The organism is Peterkaempfera podocarpi, from assembly GCF_042466665.1.
Taxonomy (GTDB): domain Bacteria; phylum Actinomycetota; class Actinomycetes; order Streptomycetales; family Streptomycetaceae; genus Peterkaempfera; species Peterkaempfera podocarpi.
Genome location: NZ_CP162102.1, coordinates 8733685 through 8756383, shown reverse-complemented (window position 1 = coordinate 8756383; position 22699 = coordinate 8733685). Strand labels below are relative to the sequence as shown.

General features: G+C 71.4%; 8 protein-coding genes and 1 pseudogene. 5 read left to right on the top strand and 4 right to left on the bottom strand.

Going from position 1 to position 22699, the window contains the following annotated elements:
• Positions 1-56: 56 nt before the first annotated feature.
• From AB0761_RS38110 to AB0761_RS38090, 5 genes and pseudogenes are all read left to right on the top strand, one after another.
• Complete coding sequence (locus AB0761_RS38110; RefSeq protein WP_377273854.1) at positions 57-812, top strand: CoA transferase subunit A; 756 nt, start codon at positions 57-59, stop codon at positions 810-812.
• On the top strand, positions 812-1474 hold the full coding sequence (locus AB0761_RS38105; protein WP_377273853.1) for a CoA transferase subunit B: 663 nt from the start codon (positions 812-814) through the stop codon (positions 1472-1474). Before AB0761_RS38110 ends, AB0761_RS38105 begins: the two co-directional genes overlap by 1 nt.
• A pseudogene (locus tag AB0761_RS38100) lies at positions 1471-2656 on the top strand (thiolase family protein). Before AB0761_RS38105 ends, AB0761_RS38100 begins: the two are co-directional and overlap by 4 nt.
• 421 nt (positions 2657-3077) lie before the next feature.
• On the top strand, positions 3078-3389 hold the full coding sequence (locus tag AB0761_RS38095) for a helix-turn-helix domain-containing protein (protein ID WP_377273852.1): 312 nt from the start codon (positions 3078-3080) through the stop codon (positions 3387-3389).
• Between the two features lie 540 nt (positions 3390-3929).
• Positions 3930-4586 carry an HD family hydrolase gene (locus AB0761_RS38090; protein WP_377273851.1) on the top strand — a complete coding sequence of 219 codons (657 nt, stop codon included), beginning with the start codon at positions 3930-3932 and terminating at the stop codon, positions 4584-4586.
• Positions 4587-5022: 436 nt separating this feature from the next.
• On the opposite strand, the gene AB0761_RS38085 is transcribed toward AB0761_RS38090, so the two are convergent.
• The 4 genes from AB0761_RS38085 to AB0761_RS38070 form a co-directional block, all read right to left on the bottom strand.
• Positions 5023-6381 (bottom strand): NAD(P)/FAD-dependent oxidoreductase, encoded by a 1359-nt coding sequence (locus tag AB0761_RS38085; protein WP_377274531.1) that lies wholly within the window; start codon positions 6379-6381, stop codon positions 5023-5025.
• A gap of 518 nt (positions 6382-6899) precedes the next feature.
• On the bottom strand, positions 6900-17339 hold the full coding sequence (locus tag AB0761_RS38080) for a hypothetical protein (protein WP_377273850.1): 10440 nt from the start codon (positions 17337-17339) through the stop codon (positions 6900-6902).
• On the bottom strand, positions 17330-21349 hold the full coding sequence (locus tag AB0761_RS38075; protein WP_377273849.1) for a hypothetical protein: 4020 nt from the start codon (positions 21347-21349) through the stop codon (positions 17330-17332). Before AB0761_RS38075 ends, AB0761_RS38080 begins: the two co-directional genes overlap by 10 nt.
• 97 nt (positions 21350-21446) lie before the next feature.
• The gene (locus AB0761_RS38070; protein ID WP_377273848.1) at positions 21447-22679 is read right to left on the bottom strand and encodes a hypothetical protein; all 1233 of its coding nucleotides are present in this window, start codon (positions 22677-22679) and stop codon (positions 21447-21449) included.
• Positions 22680-22699: the final 20 nt, after the last annotated feature.

The window sequence follows — 22699 nt, the reverse complement described above, 5'->3', positions numbered from 1 at the left end:
GCGTTCGTGAGCAGCCACGCCGGAGCAGCAGAGGAATCGAACGGAGCACGACAGGTATGGACAAGCAGATGGCCACAGCCGATGAGGCACTGGCGGACATTGCCGACGGGGCGTCACTCGCTGTGGGCGGGTTCGGCCTGGCCGGCATCCCCGACGTGCTGATCGAGGCGCTGTACCGAATCGGCACGACCGGACTGCGCGTGGTCTCCAACAACTGCGGCGTGGACGGGAGCGGGCTCGGCATCCTGCTGGCAGCCCACCGGATCGCCCGGGTGACCGGGTCGTACGTCGGTGAGAACAAGGAGTTCGCCCGGCAGTACCTGACCGGCGAGCTGGAGGTCGAGCTGATCCCGCAGGGCACTCTGGCGGAACGGCTGCGGGCCGGCGGCACCGGCATCCCCGCCTTCTACACCCCGGCCGGGGTCGGGACCCTGGTTGCCGAGGGCGGGCTGCCGTGGCGCCACACGCCCGACGGCAAGGTCGCGGTCGCCTCCCCGCCCAAGGAGGTACGGCAGTTCGACGGCCGCAGCTACGCACTGGAGCACGCGATCACCACCGACTTCGCTCTGGTCCGCGCGGCCCGCGGCGACCGGCACGGCAACCTGGTCTTCCACCGCGCCGCCAGGAACTTCAACCCGCTCGCCGCCATGGCCGGCCGGATCACCGTGGCCGAGGTGGAGGAACTGGTGGAGCCGGGCGAACTCGACCCCGACCAGGTGCATCTGCCCGGGGTGTTCGTCCAGCGGGTGGTCGAGCTGACCCCCGCCCAGGCCGCGGACAAGAAGATCGAGAAGAGGACGGTTCGGCGCTGATGGCATGGACCAGAGACGAGATGGCCGCCCGCGCGGCGGCGGAGCTGAACGACGGCGACTACGTCAACCTCGGCATCGGCCTGCCCACCCGGGTGCCCGAGTACGTGCCCGAGGGGATGCAGGTGGTGCTGCACGCGGAGAACGGCATTCTCGGCGTTGGGCCGTACCCGACCGAGGCCGAGGTGGACCCCGACCTGGTCAACGCCGGCAAGGAGACGGTCACGGCGCTGCCCGGCGCCTCGTTCTTCGACTCCTCGCTCTCCTTCGGCATGATCCGCGGCGGCCATGTCGACACCGCGATCCTCGGAGCCATGCAGGTCTCGGCCGCCGGCGACCTGGCCAACTGGATGATCCCCGGCAAGATGGTCAAGGGCATGGGCGGCGCCATGGACCTGGTCCACGGCGCCCGGCGGGTGATCGTCATCATGGAACACAACGCGAGGGACGGCGCGCCCAAGATCGTGACCGAGTGCACCCTCCCGCTGACCGGCCGCGCCTGCGTGCACCGCATCATCACCGACCTGGGCGTACTCGACGTCACACCGGACGGACTGCTCCTCGTAGAGACGGCCCCGGGCGTCGGCCCGGAGGAGATCGCCGACCGAACCGCCCCGCCCGTGCTCATCGGGCGGGCAGGCACCACCGGAAGGAGACTGCCGTGATCGAGCGACCGCGGGACGTCTATGTCGTCGACGCCGTCCGCACCCCGATCGGCCGCTACGGCGGCGCCCTGTCCGGCGTGCGCCCGGACGACCTCGCGGCAGGCGTGCTACGGGCCCTGGTCGACCGAAGCCCCGACCTCGACCCCGCCCGGATCGACGACGTGATCCTCGGCAACGCCAACGGCGCCGGCGAGGAGAACCGCGATGTGGCACGGATGGCCGTGCTGCTGGCCGGACTCCCGGTCACGGTACCGGGATCCACCGTCAACCGGCTCTGCGGCTCCGGCATGGAGGCCGTCGTCCAGGCGGCCCGCGCCATCGCGCTCGGCGACGCCTCCGTGATGGTGGCGGGCGGCGTCGAGTCGATGAGCCGCGCCCCGTGGGTGCTGCCCAAGCCCGACCGGGCCTTCCCCGCCGGGCACCAGCAACTGCACTCCACCACCCTCGGCTGGCGGATGGTCAACCCCCGGATGCCTGCGGAGTGGACCATCCCCCTCGGTGAATCCGCGGAACTGGTCGGCGCCAAGTACGGCATCACCCGCGAGGCCCAGGACGCCTTCGCCCTCGCCAGCCACCGAAAGGCCGCCCAGGCCTGGCGGGACGGAGTGTACGGAGAGGTCGTCCCCGTCGAAGGCGTGGAGCTGCCGCGCGACGAGGGAATCCGCGACAACACCTCCCTGGAAGCCCTGGCCCGGCTGAGGCCCGCCTTCACCCCGGACGGCACCATCACGGCCGGCAACGCATCACCGCTCAACGACGGCGCCGCGGCACTGCTCCTCACCGACGCAGCCGGCCTGGCCGCGACCGGCCGGGAGCCGCTGGCCCGGATCCGGGCGAGCGCGGTGGCCGGCATCGAGCCGCAATACTTCGGCCTCGGTCCGGTCGACGCCATGCGCAAGGCCCTCCAAGTCCGGTACGGAGGCCACCGGCCTGCACACCATCGAGCTCAACGAGGCATACGCGGCCCAGGTCCTGGCCTGCCTCGCCGCCTTCCCGGAACTCGACCCCGCCATCGTCAACCCCCGCGGCGGAGCGATCGCCATCGGCCATCCACTCGGTGTCTCCGGTGCCCGGATCACCGGCGCCGTAGCCCACCAGCTTGCCGCCGCCGGATCGGGCACCGGCCTCGCCGCCCTCTGCATCGGCGTCGGCCAAGGCATCGCCCTCGTCCTCGAACGCTGACCGTACGGGTGCCGATTTTCGCGTTCTGGAATTCACTCTCGATCACCGGCAGGATCAAGCGAGGGACCCTTTACGTCCCTCGCACTCTCAGGTCATGAGGGTCCCTCATCACCACCACGACGCGTAGGAACGAGCCGGAGGGAAACGACCGGAGGGGATCTGCGGCCACCCTCGCTGATCGTGGAACGGAGTCCACGACCGTGGACATGGCGTGGCCGGAAGACAGTGCCGGATCGCGCGCAGACAGTCCACGTTCGCGGCGGTCTCTGACCAGCACAAACTCCGGACGCGCTGTAGCGGTCTGCATGAGAATGGCATTGGCTTTTGTAGCTCATGTCAACAACGGGCGAGCACTACTCCGGTTGAACGGGCGATGACCGGAGGGGCTGACACTCCGTGATCCCTGCGGTAGGTCCTGTTCATGAGGTATGCGCAGGGTGGCGGGTTGACGCCTCGGGAGCAGGCGGCGCGTGAACGCGTGCGGCTGGAGGCGGGCGAGCGGTTCGCGCGGGGTGAGGAGACGCGGGAGATCGCGCGGGAGTTGCGGGTCACCGAGCGTTCGGTGCGGCGCTGGCGCGTGCTGTGGCGGGCGGGCGGGGCGGAGGCCCTGCGGTCGAAGGGGCCGATGTCGGTGGAGCGGCTCTCGCCCCGGCAGTGGCAGCGTCTGGAGGCGGAGCTGAAGCGGGGCCGCTGGCGCACGGCTGGGGCGAGGAGGACCAGCGGTGGACGCTGAAGCGGGTCAAGACGCTGATCGGCCGGATGTTCCACGTCGGGTACACGATGCAGGGGGCGGTCCACGCCGCCGCGGCTGCCCGTGACGCGGCCGCTGATCCTGAGCTCGGCACACCGGCGGCGCTTGCAGCGCCGGCCGGGCTACCAGCGCAGAGAGGGGGCACACACTGACCCCACCCGCCCCGCTGGACCCGCCCCAATCGCCTTCACGGCCTACGAGATCCGCCGACTGCTGATCGTCACTGCCCCTTACCCCACTCCGGCCGAGCACCTCCGCCGCGGTCTGCACTGGTCACGATGGCGCCGCTGCCACCAGGCCGTCGCCCGCGCCTGCCACCGCCGACGCAACCGCGCAGGTCAGCGCATCGGCGGTCGCCCACCACCAGCGAACTACAACCCCAGCAAACGATCTACAACTGAAGGGACGGATCTCGGAGGGCGGTCACGGAGCGTCACTCTGGCTTCGTCCGCCGCGATGAACAGCGTTTGTGTGATTCTCGAGGCGCCTACGAGCAGGGACGGTGCGTGCCACCATGGGCGCATGAGCAATGAACGCCGGAGCCTACTCGCAGAGAAGACACCCTTCCCCGACGATCTCGACCAAAGACTTCGCGCCCAATTCACGTTCCTCGTCGAGGTGGACCAGCTCAAGACCATCCTGCGTCAGTCACCCCTCGCCGCGACGGACCGCCGCGAGAACGATGCAGAGCACTCATGGCACCTGGCGATGATGGTCGCGATCCTCGCCGAACACTCCGACCAGCCCATCGACGTAGGGCACACGATTCAGCTCGTCCTGCTGCACGATCTCGTGGAGATCTACGCTGGTGACACTCCCCTCTATGACAGTGCGGCAGGGATCGATCAGCATGAGCGGGAAGTCGCCGCGGCCGACGAACTCTTCAACCTGCTTCCGGCGGACCAAGCCCGGCGCATGCGGGCCCTGTGGGACGAATTCGAGGAACGTCACACTCCCGAAGCGAAATTCGCCAAGGCCATGGACCGTCTACAGCCACTTCTTCTCAATTGGATGGCCCGCGGTGGTACGTGGCGCACCCCAGGCGTCACCGCCGACGATGTCCGAGCCCGCAAGGCGGTGATCGGGGAAGCGTCCTCCTCCCTGTGGGAGGCCGGGCGACGCCTCATCGACGAGGGCGAGGCACGCGGCTGGTCGAGAAGCTCCGCACCACAGATGTGACGGGTGATCATGCTCGACGTCGTGCTGCCGCGCACGCCGAATCGCCCCATACAGCCGGACCTTCGTGATCGCCAGCATGACCAGAGACCTTCGGCACCTCGAGCGGCAAAGGTTGCAGACAATCACGGTGAGTGGGAGGCAGGTTTCCACGACCCGGCCGAGGCCCTGCCACAGGTGGAATCAGGCGACGCCGACCTGCAGGGCGTCCAGGGCTGTCGGGGACCCTCCGGCGTAGGCGCCTGCCCGGCCTGGCAACGACACCCCCCTCACACCACCGGGCTGGACGTCCCTCCCCTGACGCGCTCAAGGACCGCGCCAGTGCTGCCAGTACCACTGCCCATGCCCTGAGTGACCTGTGTGGTCGTGGGAGTGCCTCACGCGGGTGTGGGGGGCCGGCGCGTGGACCGGCGTGTAGACCGTCAACTGCCGGCCTGGCTCAGCCCTGGGGTTCCTCCGATGTCATCGGGGGCTCGGTAGGTGTCGGCGTGGGTGGGCGGAAGAGGACGGCTCGGGCCACAGGCGGGGCGAACAGGCTGGTGACGGGCGCGCAGAGGCCCAGGACGGAGCGGAAAGCTGCCCCCACAACGGGGTCGCCGGGGTAGCGCTCCAGGACGCGCTGCAGGTACCAGTCGGCGACGCGGTCCGCCGGCTTGGAGGCTACGGCAGTGCCCACCGCGCCCGGCATCGAGCGGTCCGCCCCGGCGGAGATGTCCCATGCCTGCCGGGATGCCGCCAGGAGTGCTCTCTGCACGCGCCGCGTCGTGGGGACCCGGCGCGGATTGGCCAGCGTGTCGCGCAGCACGACCGCGCTCATCGCGGCGACGGCCATGCCCTGCCCGTAGACCGGGTTGAAGGTGCACAGGGCGTCACCAGTGGCAAGGAATCCGGCCGGGCGGCGGCCTCGCAGGTCGTAGCGGCGGCGGATGTTCGCGGTCCGCCGGTAGCCGAACGCCGGCGAGAGTGGTTCGGCCTCGTCCAGCCAGTCATGCAGGAGCGGATGCGGCAGCCTCTTCTTGATGTACGCCACGAACTGGTCGTCGTCCGTGGGCGGTTCCTCACCCCGCAGCCCCGAGACGATGACCAGGTGGGTGCCGTCCTCCAGGGGCAGCGCACCGCCGGCGTGGACCTGGGCGGGACTGGGGTAGACGTAGTAGCCGCAGGTGTCGTCGTGGAGGCCGCCGCTCCTGCCGCGGTAGATGCGGGAGGCATAGGCGAGACCCGTGTCGATGGTCTCCTCATGCGCGGCTGCGGCCCCGATCGCCGTCAGCCACTGCTGGGCCTTCGTGCCGCTGCCGGAGGCGTCGACAACCAGGTCGGCCTCAAGAGCCCGCTGTTCTCCTCGGGCGCCATCGGAGCGGTCCCGCAGCAGCACGCCCCGCACGCGCGAGGCGTCACCGAGGAGCCCGACGGCCTCGGTACCCTCCACCGCGTCGATGACCGGGTTCTCGAGGACGCGCCGCCGCACCAGCTCCTCCAACTGCGCGCGGGAGCCGGTGTAGATGTGCGTCGTCGCAGGCAGCCGCCGGAACCAGCGCCCGTCCTGCTGCAACACCATGTCCGAGGGCATGCCCAGGCACGGTGCCCCCGCCGCCCGCAGCTCTGCCAGGAAGCCCGGCAGCAGAGACTCCAAAGCCACCTGCCCGCCCTCCAGCAGGACATGCGGATGCCGGGCCTGCGGCACCCCTGGTCGCGGCCTTGTGCCATCCGGGAACCGGTCGCGCTCGACGACGGTCACCCGGTCGGCGTGCTCGGCGAGGACATGCGCCGCGAGCAGCCCTGCGAGGCTCCCGCCCAGGACAACCGCATGCCGCGCACCCCGCCTCCCGCCGGCACGGCCTGTCTTCCGCACGAATTCCACTGATGCGTCCCCCGTCGCTTTGTCATCAAACGACACCAGTATCCCGCCTCACAGGGCAAGTTGGCTGCGTTCCGGCTCTTCTGCGCGTCCCGAACGGCAGCATGGAGCGTGGAGACCACGGCACCGCCAAAGGTGGGGCCGACATCCGCTGCGCCACCCACTGCCACGACGGGCGCGGTCGGCTGATGCCCGCGGCCGCCAGGCGCATCGCACCGCTTCGGGACGCTACGGACGGGGTGGCTCCTGGCACTCCTCCGCACGAAGCTCGCCGCGCAGCGGGCGGGCGCCCGGCCAGAGCTACGTCTGCGGGATGCATCTCCCGCAGTATCGCTGCGCCCGAACCCGCAGCGTCAGCGCCGGGTGGCGGGGCGCGGCGTCGGTAGCGGTGGCGGCGGGCCCCGGACCTCCGGGCCCGCCGCCACCTGACCGGCGGGCCGCAAGGTGCCCCGGCCGCGTCAGAACAGGGCGCCGAAGTCGCCCTCCATTTCCGAGCCGGAATCCGACTCCGCGTCGGAGTCCTCCGCCGCCTGCTGTTGGCGGGCGGCCGCCTCGGCTGCCGCGCGCTGCGCGGCACGCTCCCGCTCGTGCTGCCGAGCCTCCAACTCCGCCCGCTGCCGGGCCTCACGGCGGACCCGGGCCTCCTCCCCGGCCCTCGCCTCCTCGGCCTGCCGTGTCCTCCTCTGCTCGGCCTCGACCTGCTGCTTTCGGCGGTCGAGCGCCTCGTTCGCGGAGGACTCCACGCTCGTACTGCTGCGGACGTGCGGATCGTCCATGTAGCGGAGGCTCATCAGGACCTGGTCCTGCCGCCAGTCCCGGCCCCGGGCCGTGATCTCCGAGGTGTAGGCCTGGTACTCCGATCCCTCGGTCCGGAAGCCCCTGATCACCTCCGCGATCGTGGCCACGTGTTCCGGCCGCGGGGCGTTGGACAGCCCGCCCAACTGGCTCTTCACCTCCTGCGTGTAGAACGACGCGGACTTGTCGATCTCGCGGCCGAGGACCTCGAACCGTCCCCTGACCTCGGCGGCGGGCCCGAGATCGACCTCCGGCAGCACCTCCTTCGTCTCCCAGCTGGACGGGTGCATGAACGAGCGGAGTTCTGCCGTCCGCTGCTCGTCAAGGCCCTGGCTGAGAATGGCGAAGGCCTTCTCCCGGGCCGCTTCCTTCTGTTCCGGCGACGGTTCGCTCGTGCGGTCCTCGTTGTGCACCAGGGCCTTCGAGAACTCCTCCAACCGGTCGACGGGAAGCCGGACGGGCTCGGTGCCCGGCTTGGCGGAGACGAGTTCGCTCCAGCTCCGCACCTGGGCCTGGCCCCACTTGACGCTGCCCAGTTGCTTGTAGGGCTCGGACTCGGCCGCCGCCTCGGACCAGGGGGTGCTGCCCTCGTAGAGCGCCAGGGTCGCCTTCTGGAGCTCGGCGTCGACATGCAGGACCTCGGAGGACCGCTCCAGGACGGAGGCGTCCTCTCGGGCCTTCGCCGCCGCCTCGCGAAGGGCCTTGGCCACGGCAGGGTCCGGGTGTCCGTCAGCGACGCCGCTCACGCTGTCGGCGGCCTTCCGGAGCTCCTGCGCCGCGTCCCGGAAGTCCTCCGCGGAGGGCTGCGGCTTCTTCCAGGTCGCCTCGTCCCACTTCTCGCGCGCCCGGTCGAGATCGGGCAGCGAGTCGGCGTTCTCCGGACCCAGCGCGGTCTTCACACGCTCGTGCAGCATGTCGACGGCGGCCGGTTGATGGGCCTTCGGGTAGGGAGTGGTGTTGGTGGCCGGCGACAGGTAGGGCCGGCCGGTCAGCTGGCTCGCGTTGGTGGTGTTGGCGCCCTCCTGGACCGCCGGCAGGTCACCGAGCTGGAACAGCTTCTCGAAGTCGCCCTGGCTGGTGGGGCCGGTCCGCAGGATCAGCACGTCGCCGTCCTTCAGCCCCGACAGGAGCTCGGACACGTCTTCGACCTGGTCCAGGTGGGCCCGCTTCAGCCACTCCTCCTGGTGCTGCGGCGCGTAGTCGACCTCCTTGCCGCCGATCTCCAGCACCACCGCGGGCCGCCCGTAGGTCCTGGCCCCGTCGACATCCCGGGCGCCGGACTCCCGTACGGCCGAAGCGAAGTACTCCGGTGCGGCCGCCCGCAGGTTCTCGTTCAGGCGGACCAGGCCGTAGACCGGCATCACATCGACCTTGCCGGAGAACACCGAGTCGGCGATCGCCTGGAGCTTCGGGCTGTCCGGGAAGGCGGCCCTCTCCGGAGCCGGGATGTCGAACTGGTACAGGCCGTCCTTCTTACTGACGCCTCCGTCCAGATGCCATGCCTGGTACTGCCCGTCCTGTCCGGGCACCCGCTCGTACACCGCCCGGGGCTTGCTCCAGGCGTACGGGGTGAGCACCAGCGCCTTGCTCCCACCGGTGTACGAGAGCAGCGCCTCGGCTGACTCGTGGCTCACCTCCAGGTTGTCGCTCGCCGCCACCAGGGTCAGCCCCTCGCCCAGGTCCGGGCGCACCGGCTGGTCGTATCGGCGCTCCTCCAGGTCCTCGGGGACGTAGTGCGGCTTCTCGACCTTCAGTTCCTCCGTGTCGAGCAGCCGGTCCAGACGGCCCCGCACACTCTCCGGGGCGACGATTCGAATCCTGCCCGGGTAGCCGAGCTCACGCAGGGAGCGGACCAGGGTGACGGCCGCCGCCTGGTGGCCCGACCCCGGGCCCGACTCCACCACGACGGTGACGGATGCATGCTCCTGCAGCTTCGCGTGGACCACCTGCCGGGTTTCGACTTCCTCCGGGGACGGCGCCGCACCCCCGCGCCGCTTCCCGATCAGGTCGACCAACTGCGGCTGCAACTTGGGCTTCTCGCGTGCGAGGCCCCAGAGCGCGTGCTCGGGGATCTCCTTGTGGAGCTCGTCCAGGGTCTTCAGGCCGACCTCCGAGCCGTTCCTGGTCACCCAGTCCTTGAGGGCTTCCACGTTTCCGCTGCGGGCGCCACGGACCAGCTGGGCCAGTTCCCCGGGATGCCGGTGCTGCGAGCCCGACAGCTGCTGCGCGCGCACCTCCGGTGTCTCCAGAACCGGACGGTCCTTGCGCCAACCCCGGGTGCTGGTCGCGGAGTCGGGGACATCGGAGCGGGACGGCGCGGAAGGCGAGGCCGACTCCCGTCCGCTCGACGGCTCGGGCGACGGCGGGGGCGGGGAGGGGCGGCGTGACCGCTGGGTGTCGGAGTCCGTGTTCTCCTTGCTCTCCTGCGAGTGACTGCTCTGCTCGCGCACGGACGTGCCCTGCTCCGGCGAGGGGGGCGGCGGCGGTGCCGGGGTGTCCGACCGGGGGCTTCCGGGCGCGGTGTCCTCGGCCGGGTGCCTCTCGGCTACGGGCGTCGTGTGCGGTGCGGCTTCGGGCGTGGGCGTCTCGGGCCCGGTGGTGTCGACCGAGGGCGCCTGACGCGTGGTCGTCTCGGGCGCGGGGGTTTCCGGCCTGGGGGTTTCGGGCCTGAGGGGTTCGGGCCTGGGGGTTTCGGGCCGGGACGCTTCCTCGGGGATTGCTTCGAGGGTGGGCGTGTAGCGGGTGGTGGTTTCGGCCGGGGGTGTTTCGGCCGGGGGTGTTTCGGCCGGGGGTGTTTCGGGTGCCGCGGTTTCTTCGGGGATTGTTTCGAGGCTGGGTGCGTAACGGGTGGTGGTTTCGGGTGCGGTGGTACCGGCCGCGGGCGTTTCCGGCGTGGTCGTCTCCGGCGTGGTCGTCTCCGGGGCGGGTGCGGAGGAGGCCCAGGTGGTGCCCTGCCGGTGTTCACCGGTGAAGTACGTGGCCGAGGTGCCCTCCACGTGCTCCGTGATCTCCTGTGTGGGGATGGAGACGCCGAACGGCACGACCCCCGACGCCCGCTGCGGGGTGGACGACTCGCCGTGGTGGAAGGCGAACTCCACCTCGACATATCCGTTGAAGTGCTCCAGCGGAACGGGGTATTTGGAGCCGGCCGTCGTCCGCCCGCCGACGGCATCCTCCTGCGCCGAGCGGCTGCGGTAGGCGCCGCCGAAGGTCGCCGTGACCCCGAAGTCGCCGGCCAGCTCGGTGCCCCTGGCACCGACCTGCCCGGTTATCCCGAGCTGTCGGGAATCCACCTGCCGCTGGCTGACCTGCGTGGAGCTCTCGCTGACGAGTGTGGTTTCAGCCTTGGGCTCCGGCCGGTCGTGGGCGAGGCTGACCACCTTCGCCGTCGCCGTCACCCATGCCTTCTTGCCGTTCAGCAGGAAGGGTTCGCTCTTCAACTCCCCGCCGCGGGACAGCTGGGGCAGATTCGTCAGGAACTGCTCGCGGGTGAAGGTGTCCAGTACCTGGTCGCCCCTGGTGCGGTCCGTGAGGCCCTGGGAGTCCCAGGCGCTTCGGTAGGCGCGCCGGCCCTCGGCCTCCACCAGGCTCCGCAGTGAACGCACGTCGGGCAGGTCGCGGATGATGTGGTCCGCCGACAGGCCCCGGCCCCAGATCTCTTCGGGCGGCACCGCCAGCGTGCGGGGCTTCTCCCCGTTGTCCGTGCGGGCTGGCGGAGCCCCCTCGGTACCCGGTGCCGTGGCCGGCGGGTCGGCCTTCACTGCGTCGGCGCTCTCGACCAGCGCCTGGAAGCCGACCGTGGCGTAGCCGTGGGAGCGTTGCCGCACCCCGAAGGCGAGCCGGGTCATCGGCCGGGGGGTGCCCTGGCCGGCGTCGGTCCGCTGCGCGGCGCTCTTCCTGATGCGGTCGGCCTGCCGGTCGAGCGCGGTGTCGTACTCCTGCCTGAGACGTGCCGCCGCCTCGGGGTCGGCGGGGTGTTCGGGCAGGGCGGAGATCTGCCGGCGGAGCTGGTCGATCCGGCGCTGCTCGGCGCGGGCCTGTGCCGGGACACTGGTGTCGACGGCCCGCCCCAGCAGTTTCCAGGACCGCTTGAACTCGAAGTGCAGCCCGGCCACCCCGTCGAAGACGCTGCCGGGGACCTTCGTCTTGGTGCCCGCGCCCGTGCGCCCGCCGGACGCGCTCTCGGTGATGTGGTCGTGGGCGCTCTCGTGCGTCACGGAACCCCCCACAATCACCTCCGCGGGGGCTGCTCCGACGGGATCGATCGTCCCCACGCCCTGCACGTTGGTCGTGTTGGCGCTGCCGTTGCGGCTGTCCGTCCAGCTCGTGGTGGAGGCTGCGGTCGATCCGCTGTTGAACTCACTGGCCTTGGTGTTCGACGTGTGGGTCAGCTGCTGGATGCTCGAGGTGATCCGCACCCTGCCGTTCGGAAGTTTGATGTCCCACGGCTGACCTGCCGTCATACCCTTCAGGCGCTGTTGGATCCGGTCGTCGGTGAGCTGCTCGCGCAGGACGCCCTTGGCCGCCGCCCATGCCCGGTCCGACCCCAGCGCGCGGATGCCGGACTCGTCCAGCTGGTCCAGGACGTGGTCGGCGGTGGACCGCGCAGGTGTCTGCGCGTCCGCCGGGGTGCTGTCGGTCGCGGGGGCCCTGCCCGTGCCGGTGGTGCCGGACCGCTGCTCCGTGAGGCCGACGTCCAGCACGATGTCGGAGGCGCCGAGGACCATGTCGCGGGCGATCCGCGGCGGCGGGAGGTACCGTTCGGCCGGCTCGGGCCTGCGCGAGGTCGTGGGGTCGACCGGCAGTTCCCGCACCGGGAAGCCGAACTCGGCTTCCGTGGTCGGGTGCAGGGTCACCTCGCGGCTGGGCATTCCCGGCACGGCGTGGGTGACCGTGACCTCCACGGTGTAGTCCAGGTCGCCCTTGAAGACGGCAGCCGGTTCCACCGTCTTGCCCTTGGAGACCGCCTGTGCCCTGAGCTCCCTGCCCTCACCGGTCAGCGAGTCGCTGTGCCGCATCTGGTCGATGGCGATCGAGGTGTGCGGCGCCCGCACACCCAACCTGCCCCAGAAGGACTTCCTGACGCTGACGTCCTTGGTGTGGCCCCTGCCGGTCGAGGACTCCGTTCCGGTCTCGAACTCGAAGTCGTCGACCGGCCGCGCGTACTCCGTCATCGTGGCTTTGGCGCCGACGATCCGGACGTCGGCGGTGAGGTGGCCGACAGTGACCGAGGTCCCCCACTCGCGCCCCGCCGTCAGAGCGGCCGACTGCGGTCGCAGTGCCACCTCGTCGAAGTACGGCTTCAGCTCGGCCTCGACCTTTCCCCAGTCATCCTTGAAGGTGCCGCCCAGCTCCTTCTGCAGGGCGTTCATCACGGCCTTCGGGTCCTTGAAGTGGAGGACCGCGTCCGAGGCTCCCAGCCGGCCCGAGGTGCGGACCCGGTCCGGAGGCTGGAACTCCAGCGGACGGGGTGCCGTCTCGGCGGAGGCGCGGTCCGCCCCGTTGCGGGTGTCCGCCGTGTCGTCGGCCGGCGGCGTGGTGGCGCGGCCGCCGGGCTCCGTCCCGTCCGTACGGCTGCCCCGCCGGGTACCGGACGGCTCGCCGGGGGCGTCGCCGTGCACTGCGCCGTTGGGCGCCAGGTCGTGGGGTGCCGGGTCACCGTGGGTCGTGTCGTTGCGGGTCGTGCCGCTGGGGGTCGTGTCGCTGTGAACCGCCGGGGCGGCGGCGGGCCGGTCGAACACCTGCCGACCCGCCGTGTCATCGGCAACCCTGTACTGCCCGGCGTGCGACTGCGGGATCGCCACCACGAACCGGACGTCGGTGTGACCCGAGGGACCGTCCTTGCCCAGCTCCCCGACCTGGAGGTCGACGCGTGCCCGCGCGATGTAGGCGACCATGGGCTCCGCGAACTTGGAGCTGGACACGGTGTTGGACGTGTCAGAGCCCCTGGCTCCGCTGCGGGTCCGGCCCGAGACGCCCCCGCCGAGGCCGGGCACGGAAAGGGACGACGACTCCGAGAGCTCCAGGTCCGTTCCGCCCTGGGCGCGGGCCGAACCGCCGAGCGAGGAGCCCAGCCGGTCCTGGGAACCCTCCGTGATGTCGTTGAGGACGTTGAGCTCGGCCTTGTCCAGCGGCCGCAGGAACTCGAGTCCCTCCAGCCGTGCCTTCCCCGTCGCCTGCGCGTCCGAGCGAAGGGGACGCATCAGCGGCGGGCTCTGGGCCGGGACGTCGCGGCTCATGCCGGGCAGGGCGGCGATGAGCTGCTCGCGGCTGATGATGCCCCGAGCGCTCGGGGCCACATCGGCCCAGGAGTCGCCGAAGTGGCTGCGTCCCAGCCGGGCGAGGAGATCGGACGGCTTGGCCGCGCCCCCCTCCCCCGCCGGGCGCTCCTCACCCAGCAGCACGTCGAGCACGACGGCCTGCTCGGGGAGCCCCTCGTTCCAGATGCTCTCATTGGGCCGCCAGGCCGTCTCCCCTGCGGGGATCTCCGGGGCCTCCATACGCCGGGGACCTGCGGGGCGGTCGGAGGCGGAAAACGGCTGCGGAGCGTCGACGGGACGCGAATCAGCGGTCTCGCTGAGCACCTGGAAACCGAGCCGGCCCTCGGCGGATACCGGCCGGGACCCGGTCCCGGCACCCTCCGGGCGGTGCGTGAAGGTCACCTTCGCCACACCGTCGAAGACGGCCGCGGGGACCTTCATCTTGACGGCGCTGCCCGTACGGATCGCGATCTGGTGGACGGATGTGCCCTCACGGCCGTACTCGGCGTTCGTACCGCCGCCGGTCTGGAGCGGGGCGGCACCCAAGTCGTAGCTCTGGACGGAGAAGGGGGCACGCGCGGTCCAGCCGACGCCGTCGGAGGAGGTGATGGTGCGGGTGACGTCCGCACCGGTGTTGAACTCCGTCTGCGCGGTGTTGCGCACATGCGTCATGGACGAGACCTCGGCGGAGACCACAAGGGTGCCCCGGCCGTCACCGAGTGGGATCTCGACGTGCTCACCGGCGGTCAGAGGCTTCAGATCCGAGTGCAGGGTCGTCAGGTCGATCCGGTCGAGGACCTGCTCACGGACGCCGGGCCAGTCGTCGCCGAACCGCCGGCGGCCGAAGGACTCCAGGGAGTTCCGGTCGGCGGCATCGCCGAGCAGGGCCGCAGCCCCGCCGCTGGCGCGGTTCCCCTGGGCGTCCACCGCGAAGACGTCCTTGACGACGTCGGTCCCGCCGAGCGACAGGGTCTGCTGCACCCGGAGCGGCGGCTGGTAGTGCTGCTCGATCGCGGGCGCATGACCCGACTCCGCCGCGGGAGCGGCGACCGGGACGGTGAGGCTGACCTGCGGACGCGAGCCCGCCCCGGTCTCGCCGTGAGCCGGCGGCGCTGTCTCCGTGCGCGGCGCGGTGGCGAGTGGAGAACCGAGGGGGCTCCGGACACCGGACAGGTCGAAGTCGAGCCTGATCTCGGTGTTGACCCGCAGAGCGGGTTCCGAGGTCTTGCTGCGGGAGAAGACGCGGCTGCTGCTGGACACGGCCTCCGCGGTGGTCCGGTCGCGGGAGGCACCGAGCTGCCCCGTCAGGTTGGTCTCCGCCGCGCCCTTGCCCCTGAACTGGACGCCGCCGCCGAAGCGCTTCTGCCCCTCACGCAGGAAGCCGCTCCGGGAGAAGGACTCGCTGCCGTCCTCGAACTCCAGCTTCTCGATGGGCGCGGCGGTGTCGGCCTTCACGACCCGGGCCGTGACAGGGACATCGCCCTTGAAACCCGGGATGTCCAGCTTCACGTGGTGGACGTCGCCACGGGTCATGCCCGAGAGCAGCGGCTGGAGTGTCTTCAGGCTGAGCTGCGGGGCGAGTTGGGCTCGGGCCGCGGCGAGCTGCTCCTCATCGAGGCTCAGCCCGGTGAGCAGACGGTCCGTGACCACGTTGTCGTCGGCCTGGATCGGCAGGATGTGGTCGCCGGCACCGAGCTGCCCGGCCTCGGTCATCCGGCTCGGCGGCGCCGCCAACCGGGGGGCGGCCGTGTCGTCGACGGGCGCGGGGGCGGTCTCCTGCGGCGTCCGGGCGGGCGTCTCGGGGGCGGTGCCGTGGACGGATGCCGGGTTGTCCGGGTTGGTGTCCTGGGGGGCTTCGGGGGTGGTTTCCCGTACCGGTGACGGCGGGGACTCCTCGAAGGCTTCGGGGGCGGTCTCCCGGACGGGGGCCGGGTCGGTCCGCTGGAGGGTGGTCTCCCTGACGGGGGCCGGGCTGCTGCCCGCGGGGGTTCCCGGGGCGGTCTCCCGGACCGGGGCCGGGATGGGCTCGGAGGGGTGTGCTGTCCCCTGGACAGGGAGCGGGGCCGGCTCGTGGTCGGTACCGGCCGTGTCCTGGCGCAGGGACCGGACAGGCCGGTCCGCCGCGTCGGTCTCGACCGTCTCAGGCTGCCGCTCCCGGGCCGACTGCTCCTGCTCGACGGCGTCCGACGACCCGCGTACGGACGGCGGCTGCCGCAGTTCGGGGGCAGGACTGCGCGTGTCCGCGACCGGGAGGGTGCTCTCCTCAGCCGCCGGCTGGTGCTGGGGCGCGGACTCCGGGGCCGTGTCTGTGTGCGGCGGCAGCGCAGAAGGGTTCTCAGGCGCAGCCGGGGGCGGCGGGTGGGGGACGCCTGCGCCCGCCTGGCGCGTGGTGACCGAGGGCGAGGCGGGCGGCGGAGGCGGCGGATGGGGGACGCCGGTTCCGGAGGGGGCCGCCGTCGTTGGGTGCGGGTTGGCGGAGGCGGTCGGCAGGGGCGGATCTCCCGGCGTGCTCCGCTGGATCTGCTCGAGCCGGTCGAGGATGCCCGACAGGTGGGGGCCCGGCTGCCGGCCGTTGAGCGCCTGGGTGATCCGGTCGTGCATCTCCTGCGCGGAGTTGCGGTACTGCTCGTTCCTGTCCGTCAGGGTCCGGCTGTCGCCGATCTTGAACTGGTAGTCGCCGAGGATGTTCTCGCGCTGGGCTCGCAGTTCGTTCAGCAGGGGGCGGATCTGTGGTGGCACTTCCTTGAAGGTGTCGCCGCCGATCTGCCTGCCGAGCTCGTCGTATCCCTGACGGATCCCGTGCCGGACGCTCATCTCCTGCTGGTGGGCGGAGCCGACCTGCTGCTCGCTGGTCATGCGCTTCCCGCGCAGGTTGGGCTGCTCCTCCGTGAGCCGGTACTCCACCGGGTGGTCGGAGGGCTTGCCGGCGACCAGGTCGTCGAACTCGTGGTGCAGGGTCTGGGTGATGCGTGCGTGGTTGGCCCAGGGGACGACGTACTCGTTGACGAACCTGTCGATGGCCGCCCGCTTCTGTGCCGGGGTGGTGACGTTGTCCTTGAGGTGGTCCGGGGCGTGGTCGTCGAAGAACCGCTCGACGTCCTTGGTCGACAGGTGCTTGTCGCCGGGCTCCTGCAGCCTGCTGTTGCCGTAGTGGGCTGCGGCGACCTCGCGGAGCGTCCTGGCGGTCTCCTTGTACTTGGCGGGCGGCATGAAGCCGTCCTTCTCCGTGAAGACCGAGAAGTCGCGCAGCGACTCGTTGGGCACGCCCAGCCGGTCGCGGAGCTCGCTCGTGGGCCTGACGTCGCCCCAGGAGCCGGGCCGGTTCTGCACCTCGCCGTCGGTGTAGGTGCGCAGCGAGCCCGGGAGCGCCGTCTGGCGCAGCAGTTCCAGGGACTGGGCGTCCCTGACGCCGAACTGGTTGGACGCGAAGTGCTTGTCGACGTTGAGGTCGTTGGTGTTCTGGCTGGAGTTGTGCTCGGTGACGGAGGTGCGGGAGATCTCATTGGCGGTGCGCAGCGGCACCAGGAACGAGCGGATCATGGGCGTGGCGGCGTTGTCCTGCCCGTACTTCTCGACCCATTTGATCTGCCGCAGCGGCTGGCCGACGCTGACCCACATCACGTTCTCCCGGCCGTCGGGGGAACCGGTGTGGATCTGGACGACGCCGTTCTCGTCCTGGCCGATGTCCTTGTGCGGGGGCGCGTCATGTCCCAGCGCGTCGCTGAACACGGCGGAGTAGACCGGCACGTGCGGTTCGCCGTTGACGATGACGACCTCGGGGACGTCCCGGTTGATGAACCCCTGCCCGTGGCCGCTGGTGACCTCGCTCGCGCTCAGGTACATCGCGCCGGGGTGGGCCAGGGCCGGCCGGTTGCGGCGTGGGCGTTCAGGGCGTGGTGCGCGGCGTTGACCGACTTGTCGTCATAGTAGTCCGGCAGTTTGTCGATCACCTCGCGGGTGTTGCGGACCCACGTGTCACGCGTCTTGGGGTCCACGCCCTCCAGGAATCGGCCGATGCGGTCGCCCAGTGCCCCGGGGTCCGGGTCCGGCCTGACGACCATGTCCTTCAGCTCGTCGGAGAAGGCGTTGAACCGCTGCTGCTCCTCCCGGCTGACGGGGACCTCGGCCGGCGGCGGCGGGTGCGGGGTGTCACGCGGCGCCGTGCCGTCGGGCCGCGTCGCACCCGCGGCCGGGGCCGGGGGCGCCTCGGGGACGTCGCGCGGGGACTGCGCGCGGGGTTCCCCGGCCGGGATGGTGCCGTGCGAGGTCCCGTGCGGGGACGGGGCCGGCGGCCCGGCCGGTGCCTCGTGCGACGGCTGGGGGTGGGACCCCTCGGCCGGGGCGGCGGTGGTACCGGGAGGCGGGCTGGTGTGTGCCGTGGCTGCGGGAGTGGCGTCGGGGGTGGGGGTGTGCGATCCCGCGGGCGTGGCTGCGGGGGCCGGGGCGGGGTCGGTGAGCTGGTTGAAGTCGCGGAGGCCCTCGTACGAGTCGTTCTCGGCGCGGGTGGCCTCGACGGGGTTGGCGGGGGTGTCGTGGACGGCGGTGGGGTCGGCGCCGTAGAGGCGTTCGAGGACGGGGAGGAGTTCGGGGGCGTTGTTGCGGACCCACTCGGGGCCGTTGTTGCGGGGCTGGCCGGTGTGGGGGTCGTTGCCGTGGTTGGTGCCCAGGTAGGCGTTGGTGACCTGGGCGAAGTACTCGTCCTCGTTGCGGGCGGAGTAGTTCTCCACGGGCTTGCCGTCGGGCCCGGTGGTGGTGAAGGGCCCGTCGGGCCAGGGGGCGGCGTCGCCCTGGGCGCGGCGGTTGTTGTAGCTGTCGGTGATGGCGTCCTGGTGGCCCTGGCTGAGGCCGTAGCGATGCAGGGTGTGGGCGAACTCGTGGGTGGTGGTCGAGTAGCCGTCGGTGTAGTGCTTGCTGGAGCCGACGCTGGTGTCCTCACCGAGGAGGTTCTCCTCGGTGATGGCGGTGTGGCGGCCGCCGGAACCGCGCACGTCGTCCCAGGATCGGCCACCGCCGGCCTCGCCGACGGCGGTGGTGCCGCGCAGGTCGTGGAACGGCCTGACGTCGGGCATGGGGGTGTCCTTGGGGATGACGACCACCCGTGAGCCGTTCTTGAGCAGGCGGGCCGTGGTGTCAGGGTCCTGGAGCATGCGGGAGATCTGGGCCTGGGCCTCCTGGCGTGCGGAGGCTGGGCGCTCGGCGCCCTCGTGCACGTCCACCAGCAGCTGGGCCCCGGTACGGGCGAACTCCCGCGGGGGGAGGGTGTCGTGGAGCGCGTCCACAAATGCCGGGTCCTTGGCCAGCCAGCGCCGGTTCTCGGGTGACAGGTTCTCCAGCGACTGCGCCCGGTCCTGCGCCGACATCGACGGCAGGTCCCGGACCAGTTCCTCCGCCTTGGGCGGCTTCGTCGCCACAAACCGCTGCTCGCCGCCCAGGTCCCGGACCGCCCCGCGGACCTGGCCGCTGCCGGCCAGCCGGTTCAACTCCTCCTGCCGCTCCTGACGCCGCTGCTCCTCCAGATCCGTCCGCGAACCGCCACCGGAACGCGGCGCGCCACCGGAGGACGCGCCCGGACCCCGGAGGCCGACCACCCCGATCCCGGAGACACCGCCCCCCGCAGACGTCGGGTGCGCGGTGGCCGGGGCGGCGGCGCCGGACGGGGTGCTCGCCGAGGGGGACGGCGCGGACGGGGTCGGACCCGCCGGACCGTGCGGCATCGCGGCCCCGCTCCCGCCGACCGCCCCCGGCGGCGGTGCGGACGGGGGTGTGGACGACCGGCCCAGACCGGACCCCGCACCGAACATGGAGGGCGGGGACGCCGACGGCGCCGGGGACGCGGCCGGGGCCATGGGCCGCACCGCACCCGGAGCCGGTGCCGCCGCCGCGCTCGGCGCCGGCGAAGCCGTGGGAGCCCCACCGGCGGCGGGCGAGAACCCGGAGGTGTTCGGATCCGAGTTGACCGGCGCGTCGCGCGACCCGGCCCCGGAACCGGCCGTGCCCTCGAACGATGGTGACGACGGCGATGACGCTGAGGTTGACGATGGCGCGGACGGCGACGAACTCGTAGCGGGGGGCGTGGTGCTGAGCCCGGACGTGTCCAGCTTCAGCCCGCCCGGGTCGGAGATGTGCGGTGTGGACGCCGCGCTCCCGTGGGCGGACGAGGACACCGCCGGCCCGCTGTGTGCGGCCGGGGAGAAGCTCTCCGGGGGCGTGGACCGGACATAGGTGGGTGCGGGCGTCGACTCGCCCGTCCCACGGCTGCCCGTTGCGGCGTGGGCCGGTGCGGGATCGGGGTGGCTCCCGTGGGCCGTCTGAGACGGGCTGGGGTCGGTCCGTGCGGGGGTGTCGCTGGTCCGGACCGAGGCGTCCTCGGCGCGGCCGGGGACGGGGTCGGAGTGAGGCGTGCTGCGGTCCATCTGGGCCGGAGTGTCGCTGGTCCGGACCGAGGCGTCCTCGGCGCGGCCGGGGACGGGGTCGGAGTGAGGCGTGCTGCGGTCCATCTGGGCCGGAGTGTCGCTGGTCCCGGCGGGGATGTCGTCGCTTCGGCCCGGAGTGTCGCCCGGGCGGACGGTCGTGCCTTCGGTTGCGGTACCGGCGAGGGAGTCGGGGGAGAAGTTCGGCGCGCTGCCCTGGGCGGTCCCCCGCGAGATGTCGGCGGAGTGGTCGGCGGTGGTGGCCGAGGGAACGTCGGCGCTGTCCGTGGTGAAGCCACGACTGCCGTAGAGGCCGTCGGACCCGGCGCCGAACGACGAGGACACCGTGCCGTTGCCCGTGGCTGCCGACGTGCTTCCCGAGTAGTCGGCCGTCTTGGAGCCGAAGGGGACCAGGCCGGTGGGGCCCGAGGACGAGCCCGCACCGTCGATGGACGAGGTGGCTGGGTCTGTGCCCAGACCCCGGAAGGTCGACTGCGAGCCTGCGTCGGCGGCGTCGGAGAAGACCGGCCTGCCACTGCCGCTCGTTCCGCTGCTGCTGGTACCGGACGTCGTCCCGGCACCCGGGATCTCTCCGGCCCCGGTGGTGCTCATCCCCTCGGTGTGAGGCAGGTTCGTGCCGCCGGGAGGGGCGAAGTGCCCCTTGAAGGCGGACGCGCCCGCGTGCAGGCCTGCCCCGGCTCCGCCGCTCAGGCCGGAGCCCAGCAGGCTGTCGCTGTCGACCTTGCCGGTGGTGATCAGCTGGGTACCGACGTCGGTGCCCACGCCCACCGCCGCACCGGTGGCGACCTTGCCCGGCAGGGTGTTCATGGCCCGGCCCAGGCCGACCTTGTTGCCCAGTGCACCGACTCCCCTGCCGAGGCCGGCGCCGACGGCGCCGGCGACGGCGCCGCCCTCGACCGCCTGGCCCAGCTCCTTGAAGTCGAGGCTCTTGCGGTGACCCTCGGCGATCTCGATCGTCTGCGCCAGCAGGTTGATGCCGCCCATGATGGCGGCCTGCTTGACGGCGTGCTTCAGGGCTTCCTTGAGGAGTTGCTTGAGGAGCTGCTGCACCACCGTCCGGGTGATGCCGATCTCGATCGGGATCTGGGCCAGGGACGCACCGAACGTGAACGGTGCCTCGGCCTCTGCCGTGGCGATCTCGACTGCCAGGATGGCGATCTGCGCGATGATCTGGATCTTCGCCGTCTCGATCGAGTTGGCCATCGACTCCAGCATCTCGGCCATGCCTTCGCAGCCCTGGACGCCTCCGGGGAAGTAGCCCGGCGCGCTGTCGGACGTCGCGGTGAACCGCGTCTCCCAGTACTTGCCGAGCGCTTCCGACGCGACGCCCTGCTGCCCGTCCAAGGCGCGTTGGACGGTGGAGCTGGCGGCGCGTCCGACCTCCTCGAGTTGCTGACTGGCCTGCCGCCACTGGTTGGCCATCTGGCGCAGTTGGTCCTCGTCGCCTCCGGCCACCGGGTGCCGGCCAGGAGCAGCAGGATCCACTGCAGGGGCTCGGGAATCTCGACCGCCATGTCGTTCAGCGTCCTTCGTCGGTCGGGCCGGGTTCAGCGGCGGTCTCGATGGGCTCGAAGCGGGCGGAGACGAAATGCTCCGCACTCAGGCGCGGTTCGACCGGAATCTGCGGCGTCTCCACAGGCATCGCCTCAACCTCGGCGGGCTCCAAACGAGCAGTGCCCAAATGCTCCGCACTCACCCGCGGCTCCACCGGAATCTGCGGCGTCTCCACAGGCATCGCCCCAACCGCAGCAGGCTCGAAGCGGGCGGAGACGAAATGCTCCGCACTCAGGCGCGGTTCGACCGGAATCTGCGGCGTCTCCACAGGCATCGCCTCAACCTCGGCGGGCTCCAAACGAGCAGTGCCCAAATGCTCCGCACTCACCCGCGGCTCCACCGGAATCTGCGGCGTCTCCACAGGCATCGCCCCAACCTCGGCGGGCTCCAAACGAGCAGTGCCCAAATGCTCCGCACTCACCCGCGGCTCCACCGGAATCTGCGGCGTCTCCACAGGCATCGCCCCAACCGCAGCAGGCTCCAAACGAGCAGTGCCCAAATGCTCCGCACTCACCCGCGGCTCCACCGGAATCTGCGGCGTCTCCACAGGCATCGCCCCAACCGCAGCAGGCTCGTACCGGGCAGAGACAGGACGCTCAGCAACGCCTGTGCCGTAGACGGGGTCGGAGACCTCCGAGCTGTAGCCGGAGTCGGACACCGACGTTCCGGCGGTCTCCGTCCCGTACGAATACCCGGACGGGGACCAGTAGTCGCCCTGCGTCGACTCGAGGTCCTGGTCCTGGCCGGTGAGGCCGGAGACGACGGCCTGCTCGGTGCCCTCGTAGTTCTCGGCCATGAACTTGATGCCGTCGGCGGTGTTGCGCAGCTCATCCGGGAGGTTCTTCAGGACGGTGAGTACGTCGGTCGAGTACTTGATGTACCCCGTGTCACCCTCGGCGAACTGCTGGCCCGCGTGGTCGTCGCCCCAGGGCTTGTCGAACTGGGACAGGAAGCTGTTGAGCGACGTGTACATCTCGGAGAGCTGGTCGGCCATGGACTGCAGCGGGCTGACAGCCGCCGTGTACTGCTCGGGGACCACCTGGAAGCCGCTGCCGGCCGAACCGTCACCGGTCGCGGTGGACGCGGCAGGGGCGTTGGGGAGGGTGGTGCTCACGGTGCCGATCCGCTGTGCGGCTGCCGGGCGCGTCGTCGCCCCGATGGTCTCTGTCCTGGCCGCCGGCGTGTATTCCTCAGCCATGGCGCTTCCTCATCTCCTGT